At 65.9% G+C, this 15400-nt stretch carries 14 protein-coding genes and 5 pseudogenes; 7 read left to right on the top strand and 12 right to left on the bottom strand.

Going from position 1 to position 15400, the window contains the following annotated elements:
• Nucleotides 1-39: 39 nt before the first annotated feature.
• Nucleotides 40-450 (bottom strand): annotated as a pseudogene (locus tag F9929_RS20100) (inorganic phosphate transporter); the annotation flags it as partial.
• Nucleotides 451-597: 147 nt separating this feature from the next.
• Here F9929_RS20100 and F9929_RS20095 point away from each other — a divergent pair.
• Together F9929_RS20095 and F9929_RS20090 are read left to right on the top strand one after the other, a co-directional pair.
• Complete coding sequence (locus F9929_RS20095) at nucleotides 598-1473, top strand: glycerophosphodiester phosphodiesterase family protein (RefSeq protein ID WP_193227845.1); 876 nt, start codon at nucleotides 598-600, stop codon at nucleotides 1471-1473.
• A complete protein-coding gene (locus tag F9929_RS20090; RefSeq protein ID WP_152048334.1) occupies nucleotides 1470-2231 on the top strand; it encodes an inositol monophosphatase family protein in 762 nt (253 codons plus the stop codon). Before F9929_RS20095 ends, F9929_RS20090 begins: the two co-directional genes overlap by 4 nt.
• A gap of 40 nt (nucleotides 2232-2271) precedes the next feature.
• On the opposite strand, the gene F9929_RS20085 is transcribed toward F9929_RS20090, so the two are convergent.
• Both F9929_RS20085 and F9929_RS20080 read right to left on the bottom strand, forming a co-directional pair.
• The gene (locus F9929_RS20085; RefSeq protein ID WP_152048333.1) at nucleotides 2272-2733 is read right to left on the bottom strand and encodes a chemotaxis protein CheW; all 462 of its coding nucleotides are present in this window, start codon (nucleotides 2731-2733) and stop codon (nucleotides 2272-2274) included.
• 21 nt (nucleotides 2734-2754) lie between these two features.
• Nucleotides 2755-4689 (bottom strand): methyl-accepting chemotaxis protein, encoded by a 1935-nt coding sequence (locus tag F9929_RS20080; RefSeq protein WP_152048409.1) that lies wholly within the window; start codon nucleotides 4687-4689, stop codon nucleotides 2755-2757.
• Between the two features lie 232 nt (nucleotides 4690-4921).
• Between F9929_RS20080 and F9929_RS24760 the strand changes: the two genes are divergently transcribed.
• On the top strand, nucleotides 4922-5056 hold the full coding sequence (locus tag F9929_RS24760) for a hypothetical protein (RefSeq protein ID WP_268915683.1): 135 nt from the start codon (nucleotides 4922-4924) through the stop codon (nucleotides 5054-5056).
• A 26-nt stretch (nucleotides 5057-5082) separates the two neighbouring features.
• Here the strand turns inward: F9929_RS24760 and F9929_RS20075 are convergent.
• A pseudogene (locus F9929_RS20075) lies at nucleotides 5083-5857 on the bottom strand (integrase core domain-containing protein); the annotation flags it as partial.
• On the opposite strand from F9929_RS20075, the gene F9929_RS20070 reads away from it, so the two are divergent.
• Complete coding sequence (locus F9929_RS20070) at nucleotides 5810-6826, top strand: IS110 family RNA-guided transposase (protein WP_152048332.1); 1017 nt, start codon at nucleotides 5810-5812, stop codon at nucleotides 6824-6826. The pseudogene F9929_RS20075 and the gene F9929_RS20070 overlap by 48 nt on opposite strands.
• Nucleotides 6827-7061: 235 nt before the next feature.
• Here F9929_RS20070 and F9929_RS20065 read toward each other — a convergent pair.
• The 6 genes and pseudogenes from F9929_RS20065 to F9929_RS20045 all read right to left on the bottom strand — a co-directional run.
• Nucleotides 7062-7190: pseudogene (locus F9929_RS20065) on the bottom strand (IS3 family transposase); the annotation flags it as partial.
• A gap of 70 nt (nucleotides 7191-7260) precedes the next feature.
• A complete protein-coding gene (locus F9929_RS24905; protein ID WP_193227844.1) occupies nucleotides 7261-7410 on the bottom strand; it encodes a hypothetical protein in 150 nt (49 codons plus the stop codon).
• 107 nt (nucleotides 7411-7517) lie between these two features.
• On the bottom strand, nucleotides 7518-7715 hold the full coding sequence (locus tag F9929_RS24900) for a hypothetical protein (protein ID WP_193227843.1): 198 nt from the start codon (nucleotides 7713-7715) through the stop codon (nucleotides 7518-7520).
• A gap of 206 nt (nucleotides 7716-7921) precedes the next feature.
• Entirely contained in the window at nucleotides 7922-8443 is a 522-nt protein-coding gene (locus F9929_RS20055; RefSeq protein WP_152048331.1) for a Mov34/MPN/PAD-1 family protein, read from the bottom strand.
• Nucleotides 8424-10136, bottom strand: a complete 1713-nt coding sequence (locus F9929_RS20050) for a ThiF family adenylyltransferase (RefSeq protein ID WP_152048330.1) — start codon at nucleotides 10134-10136, stop codon at nucleotides 8424-8426. Before F9929_RS20050 ends, F9929_RS20055 begins: the two co-directional genes overlap by 20 nt.
• Nucleotides 10133-11449 carry an adenylate/guanylate cyclase domain-containing protein gene (locus F9929_RS20045; RefSeq protein ID WP_235919462.1) on the bottom strand — a complete coding sequence of 439 codons (1317 nt, stop codon included), beginning with the start codon at nucleotides 11447-11449 and terminating at the stop codon, nucleotides 10133-10135. Before F9929_RS20045 ends, F9929_RS20050 begins: the two co-directional genes overlap by 4 nt.
• A gap of 38 nt (nucleotides 11450-11487) precedes the next feature.
• On the opposite strand from F9929_RS20045, the pseudogene F9929_RS24895 reads away from it, so the two are divergent.
• Nucleotides 11488-11594 (top strand): annotated as a pseudogene (locus F9929_RS24895) (DDE-type integrase/transposase/recombinase); the annotation flags it as partial.
• Between the two features lie 161 nt (nucleotides 11595-11755).
• Here F9929_RS24895 and F9929_RS20040 read toward each other — a convergent pair.
• Together F9929_RS20040 and F9929_RS20035 are read right to left on the bottom strand one after the other, a co-directional pair.
• Nucleotides 11756-11935 (bottom strand): annotated as a pseudogene (locus tag F9929_RS20040) (IS3 family transposase); the annotation flags it as partial.
• A 73-nt stretch (nucleotides 11936-12008) separates the two neighbouring features.
• The gene (locus F9929_RS20035; protein ID WP_235919460.1) at nucleotides 12009-12716 is read right to left on the bottom strand and encodes a GntR family transcriptional regulator; all 708 of its coding nucleotides are present in this window, start codon (nucleotides 12714-12716) and stop codon (nucleotides 12009-12011) included.
• Between the two features lie 271 nt (nucleotides 12717-12987).
• On the opposite strand from F9929_RS20035, the gene F9929_RS20030 reads away from it, so the two are divergent.
• On the top strand, nucleotides 12988-13977 hold the full coding sequence (locus tag F9929_RS20030) for an ABC transporter ATP-binding protein (RefSeq protein ID WP_152048327.1): 990 nt from the start codon (nucleotides 12988-12990) through the stop codon (nucleotides 13975-13977).
• A 39-nt stretch (nucleotides 13978-14016) separates the two neighbouring features.
• Nucleotides 14017-15312 carry an ABC transporter substrate-binding protein gene (locus F9929_RS20025; protein WP_152048326.1) on the top strand — a complete coding sequence of 432 codons (1296 nt, stop codon included), beginning with the start codon at nucleotides 14017-14019 and terminating at the stop codon, nucleotides 15310-15312.
• The last annotated feature ends 88 nt before the right edge of the window (nucleotides 15313-15400 follow it).

The raw sequence follows: 15400 nt of genomic DNA, 5'->3' as shown, positions 1-15400 counted from the left end.
TTCGCCGAGCACGGCCTTTGAGGCTGCGTTCCGCGCGCTTCAGAAAATCTGGACGAACAGAAAATAAAGACCGCCGGCCAGCAGCATGGAGATGGGCAAGGCTGCGGAGGGTGGACATCTGGGGGCCCGAGCCGTTCGCCAGCATGGTGCCGGCGACGCCGGTGGACAGACATGCGTCGTGGACACCGGCAGGCCGTAGCCGTCCGCCAGCCCGATCGTCGCCATGGCCGTGATCTCGGCGGAAGCGCCCTGGCCGTAGATCAAATGCTGCTTGCCGATCTTCTCGCCGACGGTCACGACGATGCGCTTCCAGCCGATCGTGGTGCCCAGACCAAGCGCGAAGGCGACCGCTACCTTCACCCAGGTCGGGATGAAGCGCGTGCCGGCATCGAGCGAGCCCTTGTAGGCACCAGGCTTGTCGGCCTCGCCGGATGACAGGCCAACTTCCTTGCCGGTGGGGCGAGGCGCGACCCTGGTCCTACCCTATGACAGTTCGACATCGCCCATCCGGGGCCGCCGAATGCCGCGCCGTCATCAAGGCTACACGCAGCCGAGGGCATGAGGACGCCAACCGCCGTCGTTTTGGAAAAGCCGCCGATGTCCTCCCTCCTTCGCGCCGCCTCGCCCCCCTCGCCCGTCGAGACCGCCTTGTCGCCGCAAAATCCATGCGTTCTGGTGATCGCCCATCGCGGCGTCTTCGACCGGGCCCCCGAGAATTCGGTTGCCGCGCTGGAGCGGGCCGTGGCGCTCGGCGTCGACATGATGGAACTCGACACGCAGGCCAATCGCGACGGCACGCTTCTGGTTGTCCACGACGACACGCTGGAGCGCACCACCACGGGAGGGGGGCCCGTCGCTGCCTCAAGCGATGCCGACCGGGGCCGTTTGCGCCTGCGCGCCGGCGAAGGCGGCGGGGACGCGCCGGCCACGGACCATCCGCTGCCGACCCTGGCCGAAATGCTGGAAGCCGCGCGCGGGCGCATTCTTCTCAACATCGACACCAAGCATCCGCGCGACCTGCCCGCCGTGGGCCGTCTCGTTCTCGACATGGGGATGGAGGGGGAAGTGATCGTGAAGGCGGAGGTCGATCCCTCGGCCCCGCGCTGGCCCGCGGAGGACTTTCCCTTTTTCGGGCAGATTCCCTTCATGCCGGTGTTCAAGCTGCAATCCGGCCGCGCGAAAGCGCAGGTGGAGGCCGTCGCGCGGATCGCCCCCGCCATGATCGAATGCCATTTCGACAGCCTCGCCGCGCTCCACGAGGCGCGCGGGGCCCGCGAGGCCGCCGGCATCCGGCACTGGGCCAACAGCCTCGATTGTTCCCATAGCCTCGATTTCAGCGACAGCCGTGCCGCCGAGGACCCGGAGGCGGTCTGGGGCGCGCTGCTTGACACGGGTTGCGGGGCGATCCAGACCGACCGCGCCGAAGCCCTGATCGCCTGGCTCGGTACCCGCCACCGGAGCGCCGCGCGATGAACGCCGAAGACCTGATCGCCCGTCGCGAAGCCGCAGCCGCGGTCGTGGCCGAGGCCGCGCGCGCCGCGCTCGCCTTTTTCGAGCGCCGCAACGAGCTCGGCATCGACGTGAAGCGCCCGCGCGACTTCGTGACGGAGGCCGACCGGACGATCGAACGGCAGGTGCGCGCCCTCCTCCACGAGCGTTTCCCGGGCGAGGCGGTGGTGGGCGAGGAGGAAGGCGGCGAGGCGGCGAGCCGCTACTGGATCGTCGATCCGATCGACGGCACCTCGAATTTCCTCGCCGGATCGCCGCTTTGGGGCGTGTCGTTGGGCTATGTGGTGGACGGCGAGCCGGTGGTCGGCGCGGTGGAAGCGCCGGTCCTGCGCGAAGCGCTGGCCGGGGCGAGCGGCTGCGGCCTTATCTTCAACGGACAGGCGCACGACGCCCGCTCCCGGCCGCCGAGCCTCGGGCTGGTGTCGCTCGGCGACAGCGCCGACGACGATTTGACCGAGATGATCGACCTTTATTCGCGGGTGCGCCGGGCGGGATGGTACGCCCATTCCTACCACTGCACCTCCGTGTCGATGATGTTCGCCGCGCTCGGTCGGCTCGACGGCCATCTCCAGCCGACCACCACCATGTGGGACATGGCGGGGGGCGTCGTTCTGTGCCGCGAAGCCGGGCTCCTCGTGGAAACGCAAGATCGCGGCGCGGGCGATCACGGCGTTCGGGGCGGAACGCCGGAACTGATGGCGGCGCTGTCGCGGAACGCCTGATCCCGGCTTCAAACGGGCGAAGCCGGGCCCGCCGGAAGGCTCAGGCCGCGAGGCGCTCGTCCGGCACGAGCGCGTCCACGGCGATCATGGAGATCATCCGCCCTTCGAAGGTCATCACGCCGCGCACAAAGGAATGGGTGCGGGTCGAGGCGATTTCGGGGGTCGGCTGCAGGAGGTCGTCGTCGGCCGAGATGATGTCCGACACGCCGTCCACCAGAAGGCCCACCAGTTGCTGGCCGCGTTCCACCACGATGATCACGGAGCGCGGCGTCGTGCGGATCGGGTCGAAGCCGAGCCGGTCGGACAGGTCGATGATCGGCAGGATCGTGCCGCGCAGGTTGATGACGCCCACCACGAAGCCCGGCGAGTGCGGCAAAGGCGTGGCCGTGGCGAAGCCCCGGATCTCCCGCACCTGCATGATGTCGATGCAATATTCCTGCTCGCCGATGCGAAAGGCGATGAGTTCGCGCATGCCGTTATGTTCGCTTGCCGTGGCGTTCATTGTCGCCTCCTCCTCGACCGCTCAGAACTCTTTCCAGTCGTCCGGGGCGACGGTTGCCTTGAGAGCGGCCCCTCCCCGTCCAACGGTCCGCATCTGCGGCACGGCGTTGCTGGGCGCGGTGAGAGCCTTGGCCACCTTGTGAGCGGGCGACAGCGGCGCTTGCCCGCCCGTGGCCGCCTTGGTGCGGAAGTTCTCGACCAGCGTCGCGAGCTGCTCGGTTTCGCCGGACAGCGACTGCGCGGCCGCCGTGGTTTCCTCCACCATCGCGGCGTTCTGCTGCGTGACCTTGTCCATCTGGTCGGCGGCGGTGGAGACTTCCTTCAAGCTCACCGCCTGTTCGCGGGCCGAATGCGCCATCTGGGTGATGACCTTGGCGACGCCGCCCACTTGGGTCACGATCTCCTCCAGTGAGCGGCCCGACGCCGACACGAGTTCCACGCCGTGGGCCACCTGCTGCGAGGAGGTGTGGATCAGGCTTTTGATCTCCTTGGCCGCTTCCGCCGAGCGCTGGGCGAGCCCCCGCACTTCCTGCGCCACCACCGCAAAGCCCCGTCCCGCTTCGCCGGCGCGCGCGGCTTCCACGCCCGCGTTCAAGGCGAGGAGATTGGTCTGGAAGGCGATTTCGTCGATCACCGAGATGATGCGCCCGATCTTTTCGGAAGACTGCTCGATCTCGCTCATCGCGGCCACCGCCTCGGCCACCACCGCGCCGCCCTTTTCGGCTTCCATCTGGGCGAGCGAGGCGGCCGAGCGCGCGTCGTCGGCGCTTTGGGCCGTCGTATCCACGCCGCGCACCACTTCCGACAAGGCCGCGACGGTTTCCTCCAAGCTCGCCGCCTGCTGCTCGGTGCGTTGCGACAGGTCTCCCGCCGCCACCGTGATCTGGTTCAGGCCGACGCGCATCGATCCGACCGCGCCCACCACCGAGCCGATCGTGTCTTCCAGTTGCGCGACGGATTCGTTGAACTGCGCCCGGATCGGCTCGAATTCCGGCGCCACTGCTTGCGTCATCCGCACCCTCAGATCGCCCGCCGACAGGTCGCGGAAGCCTGCTTCCACGGCATGCACGAAGAGCTTCAGGTCCTCGGCCTTGGCGTTGTCGATCGCCGACTGGCGGTCGCGCTGGCTGGCCTGCGCCTGGCGCGCGGCGCTGGCCTCGCCTTCCAGCCGCTTGTTCTCCACGGCGGCGTCCTTGAACACCTGCACGGCCTTCGCCATCGCGCCGACCTCGTCGCGGCGATCCTGGCCATCGATGGAAACGGAAAGATCGCCGCCGGCGAGCCTCGCCATCCGGTCGCCCAGAAGCCGGAGCGGCCCCGTGATGCCCTTGGCCGACACGAACATGGCGCCGCCGATGCCGAGCAGCATACCGGCGAGCGTCCCCGCAAGGGTCATGAAGATCGTGCTGCCGGCGTCGCCCTCCAGCGCGGTGGAGCGGCTCTTGTTGTCGGCGATGAGCTTGTCGCCGAGAGACACCGACTGCTTCATGTAGTCTTCGATCGCGCCGTCCATGCCCGTCAGAACGGTGCGCGCCGCGTTGTCGTCGTCCTTGATCGCGAGCGCGGCGCCCTGCCGGGCCTGTTCCGAAACCCGCGCGAAGGTCGCCGACAGGGCATCGATGTCCGACCGGGCGTCGGGAAGTTTCGCCAGGGCATCGCCGAAGAGCTTGCCAACACCGTCGATCCCCTTTTCGACATCGGCGCCGGCTTTCTTCGCCTGGGCCGACTGCGCGTCGTAGGCCATGGTCATATAGGCGGCGTAGGCGATCTGGTTCGTGACGCGGCTCGCACGCAGGACTTGCATGACGCCCGCATCGCGCTGATCGATCAGGTAATGATAGGACGTGTCCATGCGCTTCATCTGCACGGCAGAGTAGAACGAAAGAGTAAGACCGATCAGGCTGACAAGCACGACGGCCGAAATGATCTTGGTCGATATCTTGAAGTGCTGGAGCATCGACACGGTCCCGAGTGTATCTTCCCCAAGGTTATTTTGGGGCTGAAAGGGACGATGAGCCGGGAAAATGAATTGGAAGTTAAGATTTGGTTTGCGGCAAAGATGATTTTCGAAAGTCAACCCTTTCCGTGGCCGTGACCGAACAGGAAGGCACAGGACGTAACAGCGATTTCGTTGTCGGCGCTGAGGGTTAGGCCTGCCCCCATCAGGTGGCCCGGTTGAACTCTCATGCATGGCTGGCTTGCCGGCCACGGCTGAGGTGGCCGGCGAAGCGGGTTGGGGTGCCGCAGCCGGCCATGGCGCGGCGGCGGGTGCGAGTGGTTTGAAGCCGAGCAAGGAATACGGTCGCCTCGTGTTGTCGAACTGACGTCAACCTTCCATGACGATCTCGGCCTCGCGCAGGCTGTGGAAGGCCTCGACGTTCAGAAGCTCGTCCCGGAGTTTCGAGTTGAAGCTTTCGCAATACCCGTTCCCTCAGGGCGAACCCGGCTCGATCGCGGCGGTTCTAGCGCCAACCGCCGTGATCCATATGCGCGCCGCCCTGGCGACGAACTGCGGACCGTTGTAGGAACGAACATAACCAGGCACGCCGCGCAGGATAAACAGGTCGGACAGGACGTCGATCGCCTTCAGCTTGCGGGCCGCCAGATCCGCTCAACCCGCTTCACGTTCACGACCCACCGGGCACTCGCCGGCAGAGCGGCGATCCGGCGGTATCCGTGGCGTCCATACTGCGTCGCCAACCCGATGATATCGGCCGTCAGCGCTGCATCGTCCGCACGCTCCTTCGGGAACTTGCGTTGTGTTGATCGATGCTACCCCAGAACCCGGCACGCCAACCGCTCCGAAACGCTGAACTTCTCCATGACGTGCTCGATGCAGCGGCGGCGTCGGGCGGGGCTCACCAGTTTCCCGATGCGGCTTCCTCCAGGATCAGCTTCTCCAGCGTCAAGTCCGAAACGGCTTTGCGAAGGCGCTCGTTCTCTCGTCCAAGCTCCTTCAGACGCTTCACTTGCTCGACCTTCAGGCCGCCGAACTCCTTGCGCCAGCTAATGGCATGGACGGCTCTCCCTCTCGGGGCGCAGACTTCAGATCTGCCAACAGGAAAGGAGACACGAAGATGACCCTCGACATCCTCGGCATCGACCTCGCCAAGAACGTTTTCCAACTCCACGGCGTCAATGCCGCAGGTCGTGTTGTGCTGAAGCGGCGTGTCATGCGCGATCAGCTTCTAGAAGTAGTGGCGCAAACCCAGCCATGCACGATTGTTGTCGAAGCCTGCACGGGCGCCTTCACTTGGGCTCGTAAGTTCGAGGCGCTCGGCCATCACGTGAAGATCATCAGTCCGCAGTATGTGAAGCCCTTCGTGCGGCGGCAGAAGAACGACGGCAACGATGCCGAGGCGATCTGCACCGCCGCCCGGCAGCCCCATATCCCGCTGGTGCCGAAGAAGACGATCGAGCAGCAAGACATCCAAGCCCTTCATCGAGCTCGCCAGCGCATGGTGAACCATCGCACGGCCGTCGTCAGTCAGATCCGGGGGCTTCTGCTTGATCGCGGCCTGGCCATGCCCAAGAGCATCACCTGCGCTCGCAGACTGATCCCCGACATCCTGGCTGACTTCAACAACGAACTGACGCCGATGGCACGCGAGACCATGCACGAGCTTTACGATCTCTTCCGGGATCTCGATCGCCGGATCGGCTCCTTCGACAAGAAGATCGAGCGGGTGTTCCGCGAGAGTGAACCTTGCCAGCGCATCGCCAAGATCAAAGGTGTCGGCCCGAAGACCGCCACGGCGATCGTTGCGGCTGTCGGCAACGGCGCCGAGTTCAAGAACGGCCGCCATCTTGCCGCGTGGGTCGGGCTGGTGCCGCGCCAGTTCTCAAGCGGCGATCGCACCGTGCTGATGGGCATCTCGAAGCGCGGCAGCCAACATCTACGCAGCCTTCTCGTTCACGGCGCCAGAGCCGTGGTGAGAACCTGCACCAACAAGACCGACCCGCTGAACCAATGGGTCAACCAGCTTCGGGAGCGACGTGGCTTCAACCGGGCAACGGTTGCTGTCGCCAATAAGAACGCACGGATCATCTGGGCCGTGCTTCGAACAGGCGAGCCTTACCGCGCCGCTGCCTGAAGAGCCTGCCCTCGTGATTGCGAGCTGACGGAGAAATGAAACGCACGAGGTAAGGACCGGCGCGCAAAGAGCCTGATTACTATCGAGGCCTTCGAGGCCTACCAGCTGTAGAGGCGTGCGCGAGCGGATTTGCCATTTGGGCGCCCCGGAACCGGGTGACGCCGGATAGATGTTTGCAACAGACCAACGCGGATCAGTTCAAAACCAGCTTGCAACGGGAGAGCCGTCCATAGAGGTAGTACGTGAACGGCGTCACGCTGATCGTGCGCACCGCTTCCGCCACCGGGCGGCCTTGCGACAACAGCACGTCCACTTACCGAAGCTTGGCGACGATCTCTTCAGGCCTGTGCTTCTTCTGTCCCATCTGGGCATCCTCCATCCGCTCAAAAGCCTACTTCAGGGAGGACCACTTTTCAGGGGGCAGACCATTGCCGTTAACTGGCGTGCTCAAGTGCCTCGCTCGCGTCGGCCGCGGAACGCCTCGTATTCTCGGCCACGCGGCCGTGGCCGCTGATCTCGCGGCCGGCAACCACCGCAAAACGAAGGTTCCAGACCGTCGCCACCAGCGAGATCGCAACCACCACGCGAAGGCCACCGAGAAGTCGGAGAATTCCGGCACGCCGTGGCCCCGGACGCTCATCGAGCCGTAGAGGGCCAGCGCCGCCACGCAGATGCCGAGCGACAGCATCAGCTATTGGAAGGTCGTGTAGAAGCTCGTCGCCGAACTCATCTGCGCCGGCGAGATTCGGTCGTAGGCGATCGTGTTGTAGGCGGTGAACTGGGACGACATCGAGAAGCCGCAGCAGACCGCCAGCCCGAAGATCAGGTGCAGCGGCCAAACCGGCCGGAAGAAGGCGCAGGCGCCACAGATGTATCGTAGTAGCTGCAATAGACTCGCCGGAAATCCGACGCGGTGGCAGCGACGAAGCTTGAGACGGCGGGCTGCCAGTGGCCGTCGATGCAAAGCGCTTCCGGACGGGGACGGGTCTCGTAACGCACCCACGGTGTGTCCCAGGCAACCAGCAGGCCGTGACCGGCGAAGAACGGCACCAGATGCGAACATCCGTCCCAGGTGAAACGCGTGCGCTCCTCACTTTACGATGTCAGGAAGCCGAGGAGCCGCCGCCAAGGCGACGAACGCCCGCCGTGAGCTCCCAGCTCGACGAAGACCGATACCGGGCGGGCCGTGCTGTCTCCCAGCACCGCAGTCGCCGACATCGCCAGCGAACCTCGACCATCCAACCGAACGATGATCAGGACGGCAAAGTTCACGCCCACGTCGGGGTCGCGCACGATCGCCGCCATCGTTGCTAGGTCCTTGGCGCTCGGCGAGACCTCGAAGCATGGGTGGGAATGCCACTCCCCGATGTAGTTGAACCGTCGGAAATCTTTTCCGGTGCGTTCGAAGAAGGCGTCGAGGTCAGCTTGGTGGCGGCGCGGGTCCCGTTCGAAGCTGGCGCGGGTGCCCCCCGCCGTCTGGATCGTGAGATCGACTAGGCGGAACCTTCGGGCGGATAGGTGTTCCGCCATCAGGAGGCCCCCGATCTCCCGGCGGCCCGCCTTGCGCAGGGCGCGACGCATGCGGTTCGCAAGCGTTTCAGGAAGCAGCAATTCCATTGGCGGTTCCCAGGAAGATCCGGACTACCCGTGCCCGCTCGTCCGCAGCCTCTTCCGCATCCAGGTTCGGAGGGCGGTCGCTTTCGGACGGCGCACCGACATTGACGGGATGCGTCTCGAAGGGCTGGGAGAATATCCAACCCGGCCCGAGGCCCACGAAGTAAGCAGAATGGGGGAAGATCGAAGGCTCCCGGGGAATGAGGGCGTCGATCGCGAAGCGCGCCGCGTGCGCCGCGATGACCGCGACGTCGGCGTCGTCCGCGACCATCGTCGACGTCCCGGCGCCGGACTCGTAGTGAGAAGGATGCCGTTCGATCGGCAGCGCATGTTCCGCGCACCAGTTTTCGATCGCGCGCCGCATCAGGGCCGGCTCGGGCTCCTTGCCGGGCCTGTGCCTGGCCACCAAGCCACCAATCCCGCCGCCGTAGACCTCGGCCCAGATCATCGAGGTCTTGCCGACCTCGGTTGCGGCCGACAGGTAGTTGAACACTTCGGGCGTTGCCGACGCGTCCACGATGAGGTCGCATTCGGCCAGCGCGGTCATCAAGGTCTCCACCGAGCCGCTCGCTTCTTGGCCCCCCAGGCGATGCTGACGCGTGACCACCGTGGCCGACGGGTTCACGAGATCGATGCGGCGCGCGACGGACTGCGTCTTGTGCGTGCCGACCTCGCGCCAGTCGAGCTCGTGCCGGACGAGGTTCTCCGGCAGCAGGATGTCGTCGTCGACCAGCAGGAAGTTGCCGACGCCGGAACGGGCGAGACTGACGGCGACCTTACTGCCGAGCGAGCCGCATCCCACGACGGCGACACGCCGGGAGGACAGGCTCCCGTGGTCGGCGTCGAGCCGGCGCCCCGAAGGATCGGCCGACACGACGTCGATCGACTGGACCGTTTGATCCCACGCCGAATAGCCGCGACGGAGCTTGCCGCGAGCAACCAGGACGACGCACCCGGCCGGAGGCACCTCGGCACCGTTCGCCGCGAGATCCGCCCGGAAGTTTTCGGAAACGTCGGTTCGCGGCCACGCCTCCCCGTCGGGCAGCCGAACGAACATGACCGGGCGATCGTGGTTCTCTTGCCGCAGGGATACGGGATGGGTGGGATCGGCGCATTCGGGATCCGATCCCCAGGACCTGATCGTGTAGAGCACCATCTCCTCGCGGAAGGATACGGTTCCCTGTCCGTGAAGCACCGTCCCGACGGGGATCGCGTTTAGGAACCCTTGCGAGAACGCGGTTAGGACGAGCCTCCACCGCGAGCCCCGCAGGACTTGACCGAGGGTGGTCGAGTGCCTCGAGGGCAACCTCCCGGCCGGACCGTCGGGCGTCGGGCTCTCGCCCGCCAGCAGGCGATGTGCGCTCTCGAGCATCATCCGGCCCGAGATGGTCCTGTCCCAGTTGTCGGCCCCGTACTCAAGGCAGAGTTCCCCGCCGGGACCGTACTGGTGGAGCGACCACCGTTCCGTGTCGTCTCGGGGCATCACGACGGGAGGCGAGAAGGGGAAATGGTTCGGGAAGCGCAGGGAGATCGGCCACGTCCTCCCGCCGTGCTCGATCTCCGCGTCGACGGTTAGTCGGAGGTCGGCGTCGACGTGCCACTTAGTGATCAGGAGCCACGGAGCCCTGGCCGCCAGGAGTTCGAGCTGCTGTCGCTCGTGCCGGAACCTCTCGGGACTCTCGAGGTACCAGATCAAGCGAAGCCGTCCCTCTTGGCCGGGCCGGCCGGCCTGTTCCGGAACGTGAAGGGATCGGCTGCGGCAGCGGCAGGCTTCAGAAGGCCGGAGGCCAGCGCGACGGACGCTTTCGCGACCCTGTCCCCCTTCCCGGCGAGGGCGGGCGCGGCGGGGTCGTAACGGAGGCCGGAGAGCTTCCTGGACGTCCCGAACAGCTCCCTGACGGGATTCGCGGCCGCCTTGTACGCCCGCTGCCCGATCGCGGTCTCGTCACCACCGCACCGACGCTGTTCCGCTTCGGAGCCGAGAACGCCGCGGCTCACGGAGCATCGGACCAAGTCGCCCTTCATGCCGAGCCTTGTCGCCGTGATCGGTCCGTACTCGAAACCGATCGCCAGACCCAGCGACGTCGCGTCGGTCCCGACCGCCGCAAGCTTCCCCAGCGCGAGCTCGAAGCTGCTGCGCATGGCCGCGGCGCAGAGCGTCATGTTGGTCACTGTCTCCTCGGCATCGGTGGACCTCGCGGTTCCCTCCGCGAGGAGACCATGGACACAGTCCCCGACGAAGCGGACCTTACGGCCACCGAAGTCGGCATGGAGGACGGCATCGAGCTCGCTTCGCAGGACGTGGAGGGCTCGCACGACGTGCTTGGCGGCGGTGTCGGAAACGACGCTCCGGCTGACGTAATCCGTGAACCCGTCAATATCCGCGTAGACGCTCGCCGCATCCTGCCGCCGCGAGTTCCTGGCGGAAAGGGTTTCGAAGTCGAGGTTTCCGAACGGCGGGGTATGTCCGCTGAACTCGAATCCTCCGATGGGGTTCGCCTCGAGGTCGGCCCGCCACTCCCTCACGATATCGTCCGCGGACACCCCAAGGCCCGCAGCCTCCCGGCAACGCTCGATCTCGTCCGCGGTCAGCGGCGCGCTGTCGGGATCGGCGACTTTGGGGTACGCGAGCGCCCCGCGCGCGTTGTGCGTGAGGTAGATGCCGGTGCCTTTCCCGCCACCGGAGCGTTTCGCCGCGTGGTTGGCCGGCTCGCCCAGGAACAATGGCTCGCGATGGCCCCGCCGCCCGTTGCTCACGGCCAGCGCCAGACCGCTGTCGATGCCGACGCGAACCCGTGCCGCCGGATGATCCGAGTCCTCCCCAGTGCGGGACAGGACGTCGATCACCAACTGGGCGATCGCCACGGCCCGGCGAAGCCGCATGGCCTTGGAGCCATATGGCTTCGTGACGACGGAATGGAGTCTTTGATTGTGGAAGTCCACGAGCACGGCTTCGCAGCGGCGCAGGATCCGGTGGACGGCGCGGTAGTGCAGGTTCAGGAACCGCAAGGTGCGCCGATGGCTGGTACCAGGGATACCGGCATCTCTCGTGGCGCGGGGACGAGACTTACGTTCGCGTTGGCGGGGAGTGGAAACCCTGTTCCGCGCCGTGGATCGGAATGGCTGCCTGATCGACTTCCTGCTGTCGGAGCGCCCCAACACGAAAGGCGCTCCACCGGTTTCTGGCCAAGTCTCTGACGGTGATGAAGGGCCGCCTGCCTTCCTCGATCATGACCGATAAGCTTGCCACCCATCCGAAGGCGATCGCATGGCTTGAGAGCGATGATCTTTCCCCGGTTCGGCGGACAGGCTGGGTTAGCCGATCATGGGCTGCTCGGCTTGTTCGGGCGTGAGATACCCGAGGGCTGAGTGCATGCGGTGTCGATTGGAGTAGCCCTCGATGTATCCGAACAGCGCCTGGCGGGCTTCGGCCTGCGTCGCCCACCGGCACTGATAAACGAGTTCAACCTCGAGCGTGTGGAAGAAGCTCTCCATCACCGAAAGACTGAAACTGGCATGTTCAGGCGGTAGAGGCGGATAAAAAGCACCTCTACCCAAAATTCCACCGTCATCGGCTGATTGTTCGCAGGGCGCTGGCGAGGTCAGACGACGGCGGCAGAGCGTAAGTAAGATCGAGGTCTGCCAGAAGCGCGTCGAGATGGCATCGCATGAGTTCGGATGCATTTGGGCCGTCGCCACGGGTCAAGGCGTCCAGCAGCTCCGAATGCGCGGCGTTGTCGCAAAGCGTCCTCGGCTGTCGCCAGTAAAGCGCGATGACGAGGGAAGAGCGGGACAAGAGGCCGTCGACGATCGCGGCCAGCACAGTCTGTCCCGATAGGCGCGCGATCCTTCTGTGGAAATCGGCGGAATGATAGACGGCCTCGCGTGGGTTGTCGGCATGTAACGCACCATGCTCGGCGTCGATCGACGCGCGCAACATCTCCGCATCGCCGGCCCCCAGGCGGCCAGCCGCCAAAGCGGCAAGCGGCGGCTCGACCACGGCCCGCGCCTCAAAGATCTGGCGCGCCTCCTCCGGGGTCGGATGGGCGATCCGGGCCCCCTTGTTGCGTTGGAGGATCACCACGCCGTCGCGCGCCAGGGCCTGCAGGGCGGCTCGGACAACCGTGCGGCTGACGCCGTAGATCTCGGCGATCTCCTCCTCCGCGAGCTTGGTCCACGGCCCAAGGCGGTGCCTGGCGATCGCGTTCAATATGGCGTCGTAGATGGGCTGCCAGGAGGCAGCGGTCCCCCGTTCAATGGTGAGATCGGCTGGCACTCGTCGTCTCCGCAGCAGGCGGTCGGCGACCGCCTGCTGCTTCTTGCACGAACCATGCCACCCGCGAAGCCCTGACGCCGCGCAAATCGGATACAACGCCTGTATACGATACAGGCAGTTTGTTCGATCCGGCGCTGCCTTCCTGTGCAGAGTCGGCAGATCAACCCTTTCGACCGGAGGCAGGAAAGCCGCTCCACCGGTTTTCCTCCGGCTCTGAGCAATCTGGCACGCTTCCTGCTCTCTCCCCTTCAAGTGAAGTGGAGACATCCGTATGGCCTCTGGAGACCTCGAACTTGTAAAACTGACCAAGCGCTATGGCGCCACAACGGCCGTGGACGCGATCGACTTGCGCGTGCCGGCCGGCACTTATTGCTGCGTCCTCGGGCCATCGGGCTGCGGCAAGTCCTCGACCATGCGCGTGATCGCCGGCCACGAGAGCGCTTCGGGCGGCGACGTCATTCTCGGCGCCAGCAACGTGACCGACCTGCCCCCCGCCCGGCGCGGCACCGCCATGATGTTCCAGTCCTACGCGCTGTTTCCGCACCTGACCGTGCTGGAGAACGTCGCCTTCTCCCTCAAGATGAAGGGCACCTCCCGTGACGAGCGCACCCGCAAGGCGCGCGCCGTTATGGAACTCGTCGACCTCGCCCGCTTCGAGACGCGCATGCCCGCGCAGCTGTCGGGCGGCCAGCAGCAACGCGTGGCGCTCGCCCGCGCCCTTGTGACCGATCCCGGCATCCTTCTCCTCGACGAGCCGCTTTCCGCGCTCGACCCGTTCCTGCGCCTCCGCGTTCGCACCGAGCTGAAGCGCCTGCAGCGTGAGCTTGGCATCTCCTTCCTCCATGTCACCCACGGCCAGGACGAGGCGATGGCGCTCGCCGATCTCGTGGTCATCATGCGCGACGGGCGGATCGAGCAGGCGGGCTCCCCGCAGGACGTCTTCCATCGCCCTGCCACCGGATTCGTTGCGCGCTTCATGGGCGGTCACAACGTGCTTCACCTCGACGGGCGCCCCGTCTCGGTGCGGGCCGACCGTGTGCGGATCGGCCAGGGCGATGCGGACACCCGTTCGCTCAGCGGCGAGGTGCGCGGCGTCGAGTACGGGGGAGCCACCGTCACCGTGGTCGTCCATGCGGGCGAAGCCGGCGAGATCACCGCCGTGATTCCCGAGGACCTCTTCAACGCAACCCCAGCCGAACTAGGCGAAACGCGCGTCGTCCACTGGTCGCGCGGCGACGAGTTCGCCCTCCAGGCCGCCTGACGCCTCGCCTTCCAGACCTTCACCCCAGGAGAAAGCCTCATGAGCGACACCCCCAAAACCTCCGGCCTCGATCGCCGCGCCTTCTTGAAGTCCGGCGCGGTGCTGGCGGCAGGCACCGTGGTGACCACCAAGGTCACCGGCTTTCCCTTCGTCTCTGGAGCGCGGGCGCAGGAGGCGAAGACCCTGCGCTATCTCGGCACGGCGGTGAACCAGTCCACCGAGATCGCCGCCAAGGTGAAGGAGGATCTCGGCATCACCATCGAATATGTGCCGGTCACCACCGACGAGGTGACCAAGCGCATCATCACCCAGCCGAATACGTTCGACATCGTCGACACCGAATACTTCTCGCTGAAGAAGTTCGTGCCGACCGGCAACCTGATGGGCATGGATGCCAAGCGCATCAAGGAATTCGACAACATCACCACTGTCTTCACCAAGGGCGAGATCGACGGCAAGGCGATCGGCGGCCAGGGCACCGCGCCTTGGAAGGTGCTCTATCTCGAGGCCAACAAGTCCAAGGCGTTCTCGGCGACGCCGACCGAGTGGATCTCGTTGATCCCGACAACCTACAACGCCGACACGCTCGGCATCCGTCCCGACCTCATCAAGCGCCCGATCGAGAGCTGGGCCGAACTCCTCAACCCCGAATTCAAGGGCAAGGCGTCGATCCTCAACATTCCCTCGATCGGCATCATGGACGCCGCCATGGCAATCGAGGCGAGCGGCAAGTACAAGTATCCCGACAAGGGAAACATGACCCGCGACGAGATCGACCTCACGATCGACGCGCTGATCGAGGCCAAGCAGGGTGGTCAGTTCCGCGCCCTTTGGTCTGATTTCAACGAGAGCGTCAACCTCATGGCCTCGGGCGAGACCGTGATCCAGTCCATGTGGTCGCCCGCCGTCACCGCCGTACGCGCCAAGGGTATCGACTGCCGCTTCCAGCCCCTGAAGGAAGGCTATCGCGCCTGGGCGTCCGGCTTCGCTCTGCCTGCGACCCTGGAAGGCCCGAAGCTCGATGCGGCCTACGAGTTCGTCAACTGGTTCCTGTCGGGCTGGGCCGGGGCTTTCCTCAACCGCCAGGGCTACTATTCCGCCGTCCTGCCCACCGCCAAGGCCTCCATGGAGCCCTACGAATGGGCCTACTGGATGGAGGGCAAGCCCGCAGAGAAGGACATCCTTTCCCCCCAGGGCCAGGTCATCGCCAAGACCGGCGACAGCCGCGACGGCGGCTCGTTCACTGAGCGCATGGGCGCCGTCGCCTGCTGGAACGCCGTCATGGACGAGGACGCCTACATGGTCCGCAAGTGGAACGAGTTCGTCGCGGCCTGAAGCGCGGCGGATTTGGCAGGGGACGGCTGGTCCCCTGCACCCCAGGCCCGGGGCGACAGCTTCGCCACGACCCATGCGCTCCTGGCGC

This window comes from Aureimonas psammosilenae (assembly GCF_009176975.1).
Classification (GTDB): domain Bacteria; phylum Pseudomonadota; class Alphaproteobacteria; order Rhizobiales; family Rhizobiaceae; genus Plantimonas; species Plantimonas psammosilenae.
The sequence above is the reverse complement of the archived record's forward strand: the minus strand, read 5'-3'. Positions and strand labels throughout refer to the sequence as shown.

Excerpts from the sequence above, each read along its gene's own strand:
- F9929_RS20095 (WP_193227845.1), top strand. The coding sequence starts at position 598 with ATGTCCTCCCTCCTTCGCGCCGCCTCGCCCCCCTCGCCCGTCGAGACC.
- F9929_RS20090 (WP_152048334.1), top strand. The coding sequence starts at position 1,470 with ATGAACGCCGAAGACCTGATCGCCCGTCGCGAAGCCGCAGCCGCGGTC.
- F9929_RS20085 (WP_152048333.1), bottom strand. The coding sequence starts at position 2,733 with ATGAACGCCACGGCAAGCGAACATAACGGCATGCGCGAACTCATCGCC.
- F9929_RS20080 (WP_152048409.1), bottom strand. The coding sequence starts at position 4,689 with ATGCTCCAGCACTTCAAGATATCGACCAAGATCATTTCGGCCGTCGTG.
- F9929_RS24760 (WP_268915683.1), top strand. The coding sequence starts at position 4,922 with ATGGCTGGCTTGCCGGCCACGGCTGAGGTGGCCGGCGAAGCGGGTTGG.
- F9929_RS20070 (WP_152048332.1), top strand. The coding sequence starts at position 5,810 with ATGACCCTCGACATCCTCGGCATCGACCTCGCCAAGAACGTTTTCCAA.
- F9929_RS20055 (WP_152048331.1), bottom strand. The coding sequence starts at position 8,443 with ATGGAATTGCTGCTTCCTGAAACGCTTGCGAACCGCATGCGTCGCGCC.
- F9929_RS20030 (WP_152048327.1), top strand. The coding sequence starts at position 12,988 with ATGGCCTCTGGAGACCTCGAACTTGTAAAACTGACCAAGCGCTATGGC.
- F9929_RS20025 (WP_152048326.1), top strand. The coding sequence starts at position 14,017 with ATGAGCGACACCCCCAAAACCTCCGGCCTCGATCGCCGCGCCTTCTTG.